The 12315-nt window shown below is 49.6% G+C and carries 5 protein-coding genes; 1 reads left to right on the top strand and 4 read right to left on the bottom strand.

The genetic code is table 11. The annotated features are described in order from the left end of the window. Entirely contained in the window at positions 1–1173 is a 1173-nt protein-coding gene (locus JC793_RS01405) for a trans-sulfuration enzyme family protein (RefSeq protein ID WP_166706870.1), read from the bottom strand. Between the two features lie 185 nt (positions 1174–1358). Between JC793_RS01405 and JC793_RS01400 the strand changes: the two genes are divergently transcribed. After that, a complete protein-coding gene (locus tag JC793_RS01400; RefSeq protein WP_218427249.1) occupies positions 1359–2162 on the top strand; it encodes a MerR family transcriptional regulator in 804 nt (267 codons plus the stop codon). 68 nt (positions 2163–2230) lie between these two features. On the opposite strand, the gene JC793_RS01395 is transcribed toward JC793_RS01400, so the two are convergent. The 3 genes from JC793_RS01395 to rpoB form a co-directional block, all read right to left on the bottom strand. Continuing rightward, the gene (locus JC793_RS01395; protein WP_218427247.1) at positions 2231–3544 is read right to left on the bottom strand and encodes a polysaccharide deacetylase family protein; all 1314 of its coding nucleotides are present in this window, start codon (positions 3542–3544) and stop codon (positions 2231–2233) included. Positions 3545–3628: 84 nt separating this feature from the next. Continuing rightward, the gene (gene rpoC, locus JC793_RS01390; RefSeq protein ID WP_107680699.1) at positions 3629–7855 is read right to left on the bottom strand and encodes a DNA-directed RNA polymerase subunit beta'; all 4227 of its coding nucleotides are present in this window, start codon (positions 7853–7855) and stop codon (positions 3629–3631) included. A gap of 108 nt (positions 7856–7963) precedes the next feature. Continuing rightward, a complete protein-coding gene (rpoB, locus tag JC793_RS01385; RefSeq protein WP_107680700.1) occupies positions 7964–11992 on the bottom strand; it encodes a DNA-directed RNA polymerase subunit beta in 4029 nt (1342 codons plus the stop codon). Between the last annotated feature and the right edge of the window lie 323 nt (positions 11993–12315).

Raw genomic sequence — 12315 nt, 5'->3', positions numbered from 1 at the left:
TTAATTAAACACATCAAGTGCCTGAGTAATATCAGCAATTAAATCTTCGGCAGCTTCGCATCCGGCAGAAATACGGATAAGCCCTTCGTACATACCAAAATCAATCAGCTGCTGCGGTGTAAATTCAGTGCGGAATGCGGTCGCCGGATGCGCCAGAGAGGTACGGAACCCGCCCAGCGTGCCCAGATAGGTAATGAGATTTAAGCGGCGGATAAAATCATCGACCTTTGTCTGGTCGTCAGCAACACGGAAACTGAGCATCGGACCGCAGCCCTGCAGAAACAGGGATTTCGCCAAATCATGCTGCGGATGTGAAGCCAGTCCCGGATAGTTCACTTGTGCCACACGCGGGTCGCTGCTGAGCGCCTCCGCAATACGCTGCGCATTTTCCATCTGGCGTGATACCCGCATTTCCATTGTCCGGATACTGCGCAGACAGAGCCAGGCAGTATAAGGATCACTGCATCCCCCCAGCAGGCGGGCTTTCAGCTCAATTTTCTGCATCAGCGCCTGAGAACAGGTCACCGAACCGGCTGTTAAATCACTGTGTCCGCCGAAAAACTTGGTCAGGCTGTGGATCACGATATCCGCGCCGTGCTGCAATGGTTTGATAACAAACGGCGTTGAAAAAGTATTGTCCACCACCAGCAGACAATCATTCGCTTTACTGATACGGGCAATAGCATCGATATCGACAACTTTAATCAGCGGGTTACTGATAATTTCGGTATACAGCATCACCGTTTCCGGTCTGACAGCCGCCAGCACCGATTCCGGTGACAGGAAATCTGCATAAGTGACCGTCACACCGAACGGAATCAGAATTAAATCAATCAGCTCAATGGTTTCACCGTAGATAGCCTCATTGACGACAATGTGATCGCCCTGTCTGAGCAGGCTCAGTAATACTGCCGAAATGGCCGCCATCCCGGACGCCATAACAGCAGATACCTCACCGTCTTCCATCAGTGAAATTGCCGCCGATAAGCTGTCACGGTTAGGGTTTGCGGTACGGTTATACTGATACTCACCATTGCCGCTGCTGACAGCAAAATAGTGCTGTGTATCCTGCATGGCATAGGCGGTGGCCGGAAAAATAGCGGGTGCATCCGGGTGAATATGACCCGGTAAATTCATTTCCCCTGAATACAATAGCTGTGTGCGTTCTTTCATTTTTTATCCTGCTTTTTTTAACAATAAATAACAATGCGCACACCCTAAACCTTATAGCTGGAATAAGGTTAAATCCGTAATTCAGGTTATGAGAAGATAATCACAAAATTATTTCCCCGGGAAATAGTATGTTAATTTTAAATCTGATAATTTAAATAAAAGTAATTATTTTACAGGCAGCAATCATGAAGAAATATTTTACTATCGGGGAAACCGCTGCGTTATTAGGTATCTCAACGCAGACACTGCGTTTTTATGATAAGAAATCCATTCTCAAACCCGGTTATACGGATAATGAAAACGGATACCGTTATTATACATTTGAACAATTTCATTATATCGACAGAATTAAATATCTTCAGAAGATGAACATGAATCTGAATGATATTAAAACCATTATGGAAAGCGGTGATAAAAATAAATTAACCGAATACTTAATTCAGGAAAAATCCCGTAAATTACAGCAGATGGCAGAATTAAAAAAAACCATTGAAACACTGGACTGGTATCTGGATTACTTTACCTTCACCGATAATAAACCACGTAACGGGGCTTTTTATACTACTGAATTACCGGAACGCTGGTGTCTGTTTGTTCCCTGTTATCCGGCAGATCGCCCGATTTCAAAAATGGAACTGCGGCTGGCTGAAATGAAAGCCAGACCGGAAAATCAGTCACTGGATTATCTGCGGCAGTACGCCTATGTGCTGGATTATAAAAATATTATTGAACAAACCTTCTACCCGTCAAAATACCTGATTTACTTAAAAGAAAAACCGGATTTTGATTCGCCTAACCTGGTGTGTTTACCGGCGGGATTTTACCTTTGCTGTATCTGTCATTATCTCAGTGAAAATATCGATGCAGAAATGGTTAAACGTTATTTTCACGGAAAAGAAAAACCACGGATGGTTATTGCCAATGAATTTGAAGATAACCTGGTCAGCTATGAATCTGCGCCTTATGAACTGCAATTTTTAATTTCATAATATATTCTGTAAAAAAACGGCCTGATAATCGTGATTAACAGGCCGTGAGTTGTTATATAAAAACAATATTATCTGTCGACAACAATATCCTTATTCACCACTTCCGGACCACTGTTGCCAATCATGGTGGCAAATTTTTCAACCGGGTCAGTTCGCAGTGCATAGAGACGTTTCAGGGCATACGGATTATCACCGAGACGGACCTTTCCCTGAATAGTCGTGACGGCCATCGTCATGCCGGCCTGCTGTGCAGCATCCATAGCATCCTGATTATATGCACCGAAAGGATATGCCAGATAGTGCTGCTGCGGATTCAGTTTCGCCAGCACGCGCTGTGAACGCTGGTAATCCAGCAGGAGTGTATGTTCTTTGCGGCTGAAAATAATCGGGTTTTTGCGGTTATCGAGACGATGTAAGAAATGAGTATGTGACTGAATATCGAATACATCCCGTGACTGCATCAGTTCCGGCCAGCACATAAACTGCAATCCGTCCGGCGCCCATTTCTGTGATTTTGATTTCACCCGGGAAGAAATCACAAATAGCGTGGCCTTCTGATCATTCTGTTTCAGAATCGGATAAGCATACCGGTACACCGATTTCAGACCATCATCGAACGTCAGCGCGACCACTTTCCCCGGCAGGTTATTTTCTTTCGCCAGATAACCGGCCACATCATCAAGAGAAATTGTCCGGTAACCGGCCTGCTTCAGATAGTCCATCTGCGCCTTAAAGGCTTCCACTGATGTTGTGGTTGAAGTATGGCGGAAGTTTCTGTTTTCACTGTCTTTCAGGATATGGTGATACGTCAGGATCGGGATACCTTTATCCAGTTCCACATCCGGTAAACGGATATAGGCCAGCCTGTCCGCCAGACGGATCGTCAGCCAGACAACTTTTTCACCTTCCCGGTTTTCTCTGACCATTTTAGCCAGAACCGGATAACGCAGATCACCAAACAGAGTGGCAACCGGGGATACCGAATCATCCGGCGTGCCGAAAACAGGAGTGTTGCTGATAGTGATCAGATAGTCATAGATCGGATTATTCAGTTCATTCAGCGTATCCAGCGGCGGCACGACTTTAGGTTTTTTATCCGACAGATACTCACTGCCGATAAAACCGCGGTCATTACCAAACTGTAACTCGCGGAATTCCCCTTTCATCGGGTAAATATAAAAACCGTGTGACGGATTCAGTTCAGCAACGCCCTGCATCGTACCGGCAACCGGTGCAAAAATGACCTGTGGCTCTTTTACCTGGATCAGTACCGGCGGTTCATCTTTCAGTAACCATTCCTGTGAATCTGACGGGACTTCCGCCGCCCGGCTGATACCGGTGACGGAGAATAAAACTATAATAATAAACAATACGTTGCGCATAATATGCCCATTTACTTACGGTACTGCACAAAAAAGCCCTCCTTAAAAAGGAGGGCTGTTCAGTCAGTTACATCGCTGTATCACTTACTCTTTACTGCCACCGAAGCCGGCGTTCAGAAGCTCAGCTAAGTTAGCTGTTGCTTCATCAGCACTGACCTGCTGTGGTGCTGCATCGGCAGTTTCTGCCAGATGGCGGCGGCGGATACGATCCTGGTGGTACGCGAAACCGGTACCGGCCGGGATCAGGCGACCCACGATGACGTTCTCTTTCAGACCGCGCAGTTCGTCGCGTTTACCCGCAACGGCCGCTTCGGTCAGAACGCGGGTGGTCTCCTGGAACGATGCCGCAGAGATAAAGGACTCTGTTGCCAGAGACGCTTTGGTGATACCCAGCAGATCACGTTCGAAGGTTGCAGGGATTTTGCCTTCCTGCTCCAGCTGACGGTTTGCCACTTTCACGCGTGCATATTCAACCTGCTCACCTTCGAGGAACTCAGAGCTTCCCGCAGAGGTGATGGTGACTTTACGCAGCATCTGACGAACGATAACTTCAATGTGTTTATCGTTAATCTTAACGCCCTGTAAGCGGTAAACTTCCTGGACTTCGTTCGCGATATAACGGGCAACCGCATTCACGCCACGCAGACGCAGGATATCGTGCGGTGATTCCGGACCATCGGATACGACGTCACCACGTTCAACCATTTCACCTTCAAACACGTTGAGCTGACGCCATTTCGGAATCATCTCTTCGTATGGATCGCTGCCGTCGATTGGTGTGATCACCAGACGACGCTTACCTTTGGTCTCTTTACCGAACGAGATGATACCGCTGATTTCAGCCAGGATAGCAGGCTCTTTCGGACGACGCGCTTCGAACAGGTCAGCAACGCGCGGCAGACCACCGGTAATATCCTTGGTACCGACAGATTCCTGCGGGATACGTGCCAGCGTGTCACCGGCGTTGATGGTAACACCATCATCCAGCTGAACAATTGCTTTACCCGGCAGGAAGTAAGCAGCAGGCATATCAGTGTTCGGGATCAGAACGTCGTTACCCTGTGCATCGATAATTTTCAGTGCCGGACGCATTTCTTTCGCACTGGCGGTACGTTCTGCAGAATCCAGAACAACCAGTGAGGACAGACCGGTTAATTCATCAGTCTGACGGGTAATGGTCTGGCCATCGTGCATGTCGGTAAAGCGGATAACACCGGATACTTCACTGACAACCGGCATGGTATGCGGATCCCAGTTAGCGACCGTTTCACCGCCGTTAACAGCTTCGCCATCACCTTTGGAAAGCTGAGCACCGTAAGGAACTTTATAGCTTTCTTTCGTACGGCCGAATTCATCGATCAGACGCAGTTCAGTGTTACGTGAAGTCACCACCAGTTTACCGGCAGTGTTACCGATAAGCTTCGCGTTGAACAGTTTCACTGTACCTTTGTTACGAACCTGAATGCTGGATTCCGCAGCAGCACGGGATGCCGCACCACCGATGTGGAACGTACGCATCGTCAGCTGTGTACCCGGCTCACCGATTGACTGTGCAGCAATAACACCAACGGCTTCGCCTGAGTTGATGATATGACCGCGCGCCAGGTCACGACCGTAGCATTTCGCACACACACCGAAGTCAGTTTCACAACTAACCACAGAGCGGACTTTCACGCTGTCGACTGAGTTTTCTTCTAACAGGTCACACTGTTTTTCGTGCAGCAGGGTGTTACGCGGGATAAGAATATCCGCAGTACCCGGCTTCAGAATGTCTTCAGCAGCCACACGGCCTAATACGCGGTCGCGCAGAGGTTCTTTAACATCACCACCCTCGATAACCGGGGTCATGACGATACCTTCGTGCGTACCACAGTCATCTTCAGTGATGACGAGGTCTTGTGCCACGTCAACCAGACGACGGGTCAGGTAACCGGAGTTTGCTGTTTTCAGTGCGGTATCCGCCAGACCTTTACGCGCACCGTGGGTTGAGATGAAGTACTGGAGTACGTCAAGACCTTCACGGAAGTTCGCGGTGATTGGCGTTTCGATGATGGAACCATCCGGTTTCGCCATCAGACCACGCATACCGGCCAGCTGACGAATCTGTGCGGCAGAACCACGCGCACCGGAGTCGGCCATCATAAAGATACTGTTGAAAGAAACCTGCTGTTCTTCTTCGCCGTCGCGGTTAACCACGGTTTCAACAGACAGGTTTTCCATCATCGCCTTGGCAACACGTTCGTTCGCCGCGGCCCAGATATCGATAACCTTGTTATAACGTTCGCCGGCGGTAACCAGACCAGACTGGAACTGCTCCTGGATTTCGGCCACTTCCGCTTCAGCTTCTGCGATGATCCCGGCTTTTTTCTCCGGAATAACCATGTCATCGATACCAACGGATGCACCTGAACGGGCAGCGTAGGCAAAACCGGTGTACATGATCTGGTCAGCAAAGATAACGGTCGGCTTCAGACCCAGAATACGGTAACAGGTGTTCAGCATTTTGGAGATTGCTTTTTTACCCAGCGGCTGGTTAACCAGTGAGTAAGGCAGACCACGCGGAACGATACGCCATAAGATGGCACGGCCGACAGTAGTATCAATCATGCTGGTACGCTTGGTGACATTACCTTCGCCGTCTTTCACTTCTTCAGTGATACGGACTTTCACACGGGCATGCAGAGACGCATGACCGGCGCGGTATACACGCTCAGCTTCTGTTGAACCGTTCAGTACCATGCCTTCGCCTTTGGCGTTAACACAGTCACGGGTCATGTAGTACAGACCCAGAACAACGTCCTGAGAAGGTACGATAATCGGATCGCCGCTTGCCGGTGACAGGATGTTGTTGGTGGACATCATCAGGGCACGGGCTTCGAGCTGCGCTTCCAGGGTCAGAGGGACGTGAACCGCCATCTGGTCACCATCGAAGTCGGCGTTATATGCCGCACAAACGAGCGGGTGCAGCTGGATAGCTTTACCTTCGATAAGGATTGGTTCAAACGCCTGAATACCCAGACGGTGAAGTGTCGGTGCACGGTTCAGGAGAACCGGGTGCTCACGGATAACTTCATCCAGGATATCCCATACGACCGCTTCTTCGCGCTCAACCATTTTCTTGGCAGCTTTGATGGTGGTAGCAAGACCACGCAGTTCCAGCTTACCGTAGATGAACGGTTTGAACAGTTCCAGTGCCATTTTCTTAGGCAGACCGCACTGATGCAGACGCAGGTAAGGACCTACGGTGATTACAGAACGACCGGAATAGTCAACACGCTTACCGAGCAGGTTCTGACGGAAACGACCCTGTTTACCTTTGATCATGTCTGCCAGAGATTTCAGCGGACGCTTGTTAGAGCCGGTAATTGCACGACCACGACGGCCGTTATCCAGCAGCGCATCCACGGCTTCCTGCAGCATACGTTTTTCGTTACGTACGATGATGTCAGGCGCAGCCAGATCCAGCAGGCGTTTCAGACGGTTGTTACGGTTGATCACACGACGGTACAGATCGTTCAGATCTGATGTCGCAAAACGACCACCATCGAGCGGAACTAACGGACGCAGATCCGGTGGTAACACCGGCAGCACTGTCAGGATCATCCACTCAGGTTTGTTACCTGACTGAATGAAGGCTTCCAGCAGCTTGATACGCTTGGTCAGTTTCTTACGTTTGGTTTCTGAATTGGTTTCATTCAGTTCTTCGCGCAGGTTTTCGACTTCCTGCTCCAGATCCATTGCTTTCAGCAATGCCTGGATGGCTTCCGCACCCATTTTCGCGTCGAACTCATCACCGAACTCTTCCAGAGCGTCGAGATACTGTTCTTCTGTCAGGATCTGGCTGCGTTCCAGGCTGGTCATCCCGCCTTCAACAACAACATAAGATTCAAAGTACAGAACACGTTCGATATCACGCAGCGGCATATCCAGCAGCAGGCCGATACGGGACGGCAGTGATTTCAGGAACCAGATGTGTGCGGTCGGTGATGCCAGTTCGATGTGACCCATGCGCTCACGGCGCACTTTAGTCTGAGTCACTTCAACACCACACTTCTCACAAATCACACCACGGTGTTTCAGACGTTTGTACTTACCGCACAAACATTCGTAATCTTTTACCGGCCCGAAGATACGCGCACAGAAAAGCCCGTCACGCTCAGGTTTGAACGTACGGTAGTTAATGGTTTCCGGCTTTTTCACTTCACCAAATGACCATGAACGAATCATGTCAGGTGAGGCCAGACCAATTTTGATCGCATCAAACTCTTCGGTCTTGGTTTGCGCTTTCAGAAACTTTAATAAGTCTTTCACGAAATGGCTCCTGTCGGAGTTAGACCTGTGAGACAAACGGTAATCTGTCTGTCCCTTAAACCAGATTTACTGGTGCTGCCCGTGTACCACGGGCAGCCACAACGGTAATTACTCGTCTTCCAGCTCGATATTGATACCGAGGGAACGGATTTCTTTCAGCAATACGTTGAAAGATTCCGGCATTCCCGGCTCCATCTGATGACTGCCGTCGACGATGTTTTTGTACATCTTCGTACGACCGTTAACGTCATCCGATTTCACAGTCAGCATCTCCTGGAGGGTGTAAGCTGCACCGTATGCTTCCAGTGCCCACACTTCCATCTCCCCGAAACGCTGACCACCGAACTGCGCCTTACCACCCAGCGGCTGCTGGGTAACCAGGCTGTAAGAACCGGTAGAACGTGCATGCATCTTGTCATCAACCAGGTGGTTCAGTTTCAGCATGTACATATAGCCGACGGTAACCTGACGCTCGAACTGCTCGCCGGTACGGCCATCAAACAGTGTGATCTGACCGGAAGTCGGTAAGCCACCCAGAGTCAGTAATGCTTTGATTTCCTGCTCTTTAGCACCATCAAATACTGGTGTCGCTGTCGGCATACCTTTTTTCAGGTTGTCCGCCAGGCGCAGAACTTCTTCATCACTGAAGGTGTTCAGATCCACTTTCTGACGCGGGTCGTTACCCAGGTCATAGGCTTTCTGGATGAATTCACGTAATTTCGCGACTTCCTGCTGCTCTTTGATCATCTGGTTGATTTTGTCACCGATGCCTTTCGCAGCCATACCCAGGTGGGTTTCCAGAATCTGACCGATGTTCATACGCGATGGTACGCCCAGCGGGTTCAGTACGATGTCAACAGGGTTACCTTTTTCATCGTATGGCATATCTTCGATAGGGTTAATTTTAGAGATAACCCCTTTGTTACCGTGACGACCCGCCATTTTATCACCAGGCTGGATCTGACGTTTAACAGCCAGATACACTTTAACGATTTTCAGCACGCCCGGTGCCAGATCATCGCCCTGAGTGATTTTGCGGCGTTTCGCTTCCAGTTTCTTGGCGAACTCAGATTTCAGTTCGTCATACTGCTCTGCCAGCTGTTCTAACTGATTTTGTTTTTCTTCATCAGTCAGAGCCAGTTCTAACCAGCGCTCGCGCGGCAGTTTGTCCAGTTTGTCAGCTTCCATGCCGCCGTTGATCAGAACGGAACGGATACGGCTGAACAGACCGGCTTCCAGAATCTGGAGCTCTTCGGTCAGGTCTTTCTTCGCGTCACGCAGCTGCATCTCTTCGATTTCGAGAGCACGCTTGTCTTTTTCCACGCCATCGCGGGTAAAGACCTGGACGTCGATAACAGTACCGGAAACACCGTTCGGTACGCGCAGAGATGAATCTTTCACATCTGACGCTTTTTCACCGAAGATAGCACGCAGCAGTTTCTCTTCCGGGGTTAACTGTGTTTCACCTTTAGGTGTCACTTTACCGACCAGAATGTCGCCGCCTTTCACTTCCGCACCGATATACACGATACCGGATTCATCCAGTTTGGAGAGCGCTGCTTCACCCACGTTAGGGATGTCGGCGGTGATCTCTTCAGGCCCCAGTTTGGTGTCACGGGACACACAAGCCAGTTCCTGGATGTGGATAGTGGTGAAACGGTCTTCCTGAACAACACGCTCGGATACGAGGATGGAGTCTTCGAAGTTGTAACCGTTCCATGGCATGAATGCCACGCGCATGTTCTGACCCAGTGCCAGTTCGCCGAGGTCAGTTGACGGACCATCAGCCAGCACATCACCGCGTTCAACCGGCTCACCCAGCGATACGCAAGGAGTCTGGTTGATACAGGTGTTCTGGTTAGAACGGGTATATTTGGTCAGGCTGTAGATGTCGATGCCCGCTTCGCCGGCATACATTTCATCTTCATTAACCTTGATAACGATACGTGATGCGTCAACGTACTGAACCATACCGCCGCGTTTGGCTACGGCTGTAACACCGGAGTCAACCGCTACCGCACGTTCCATACCGGTACCAACCAGCGGCTTATCAGCGCGCAGAGTCGGAACCGCCTGACGTTGCATGTTCGCACCCATCAATGCACGGTTGGCGTCATCGTGTTCCAGGAACGGGATCAGGGATGCACCGACAGAAACCACCTGCTGGGTGGAAACGTCCATGTACTGAACCTGATCACGGCTGAATAAGCTGGATTCACCTTTGTTACGGCAGGTGATCAGTTCATCAACGAAGTGTCCATCGTCATCTAATACGGTGTTTGCCTGTGCAATGATGAAGTTGCCTTCTTCGATTGCAGACAGGTAATGAATTTCATCGGTAACAACATCGTCACGCACTAAACGGTACGGGGTTTCCAGGAAACCATATTCGTTAGTCTGTGCATAAACAGATAAGGAGTTGATCAGACCGATGTTCGGACCTTCAGGGGTCTCGATAGGACATACGCGGCCGTAGTGAGTCGGGTGAACGTCTCGTACTTCGAAGCCGGCACGCTCACGGGTCAGACCACCCGGGCCTAATGCTGAGATACGGCGTTTGTGCGTGATTTCTGACAGCGGGTTGTTCTGGTCCATAAACTGGGACAGCTGGCTGGAACCAAAGAACTCTTTAACGGCAGCAGAAATCGGCTTGGCGTTGATCATATCCTGAGGCATCAGGTTATCCAGATCACCCAGGGACAGACGCTCTTTCACCGCACGCTCAACACGGACCAGACCCACACGGAACTGGTTTTCTGCCATTTCACCGACAGAACGGATACGACGGTTACCTAAGTGGTCGATATCATCCACTTCACCACGGCCGTTACGGATGTCGATGAGTTTCTTCATGACATCAGTAATGTCCTGCTGGCTCAGGATACCGGTACCGTCAGAGTCATCACGACCCAGTGAACGGTTGAACTTCATGCGGCCGACCGCAGACAGATCGTAACGATCTTCAGAGAAGAACAGGTTCTCGAACAGGTTTTCAGCAGCTTCGCGGGTTGGCGGCTCACCAGGACGCATCATACGGTAGATTTCCACCAGTGCGCTTAAACGATCGTTGGTCGGGTCCACACGCAGGGTTTCTGACATGTAGGCGCCGTGATCCAGGTCGTTGGTGAACAGCGTTTCAATGGTTTTGTGACCGGACTGGCTCAGACGCGCCAGCAGATCCAGTGACATTTCCATGTTCGCTGCACAAATTAATTCACCGGTCGCTTCATCGATGTAATCACGTGCAACCACTTTGCCTGCGATATATTCAACAGGAACTTCAATCTGGCTGACTTCGTCTTTTTCCAGCTGACGGATATGACGGGCAGTGATACGACGGCCTTTCTCAATATAAACTTTACCGTTCGCTTCGATATCGAAGGATGCGGTTTCACCACGCAGACGCTCAGGAATGAGGGTCATGGTCAGTTTATTATTGCGGATTTCAAAGGTGGTCTTCTCGAAGAACAGATTCAGAATGTCTTCGGTGCTGAAATTCATCGCACGCAGAATGATCGATGCCGGTAATTTACGGCGGCGGTCAATACGGACAAATAAGTTGTCTTTCGGATCGAATTCGAAGTCCAGCCATGAACCACGGTAAGGAATAATACGTGCGTTATACAGCACTTTACCGGAAGAGTGTGTTTTACCTTTGTCACTGTCAAAGAACACGCCCGGGCTGCGGTGTAACTGAGAAACGATAACACGCTCAGTACCGTTGATAACGAACGTTCCGTTTTCGGTCATGAGCGGAATCTCGCCCATGTAAACTTCCTGTTCTTTAATATCTTTAACTGTGCCTTCCGGTGCTTCACGCTCGTAAACAACCAGACGCAGTTTTACGCGCAGCGGTGCGGAAAAGGTAACGCCGCGGATCTGACATTCTTTAACGTCAAATACCGGCTCACCCAGACGGAAGCTGACATATTGCAGTTCAGCATTACCACTGTAGCTCTGAATCGGGAAAACGGAACGGAACGCGGCTTCCAGGCCGTTCTGACCGTCCGGATCGAGTTCAATGAATTTCTGGAATGAATCCAGCTGGATAGAAAGGAGATAAGGTACATCCAGCACTTGCGGACGTTTACCAAAATCCTTACGAATACGTTTCTTCTCGGTATAGGAGTAAACCATAGGGTTCCTCAGCTCGCTTGATCAGTGACCCGGCCTGCCCGTATTAACGGACAGTCGCTACAACTATCTAATTTGGACAGAAAATTGAACATTTTCTGTTAATACCCATTGCTATTACTCTTAAATCATTTCATTGCGCTGCTGACTACCGAGCTACCCGAGCGAATCGCAGTCATAAACACAGTATATTAAGTCGTCAATAGCAAAAAGTATTCGGAGAGTTTGCGGGTGTCAGATAACACAACTGTTACCCCGAAAACACACGCATGCGCATTAGCGCAAAAAGGCTGGTGACCAATAAGTCACCAGCCATCAGCCATTTT

Origin of the sequence: Morganella morganii, assembly GCF_019242955.1 — a bacterium.
Taxonomy (GTDB): Bacteria; Pseudomonadota; Gammaproteobacteria; order Enterobacterales; family Enterobacteriaceae; genus Morganella; species Morganella sibonii.
This window is presented reverse-complemented; position numbering and strand designations above follow the sequence as displayed.

Coding starts and splice junctions, on each gene's coding strand:
- JC793_RS01395 (WP_218427247.1), bottom strand. CDS start 3,544: ATGCGCAACGTATTGTTTATTATTATAGTTTTATTCTCCGTCACCGGT.
- JC793_RS01400 (WP_218427249.1), top strand. CDS start 1,359: ATGAAGAAATATTTTACTATCGGGGAAACCGCTGCGTTATTAGGTATC.
- rpoB (WP_107680700.1), bottom strand. CDS start 11,992: ATGGTTTACTCCTATACCGAGAAGAAACGTATTCGTAAGGATTTTGGT.
- JC793_RS01405 (WP_166706870.1), bottom strand. CDS start 1,173: ATGAAAGAACGCACACAGCTATTGTATTCAGGGGAAATGAATTTACCG.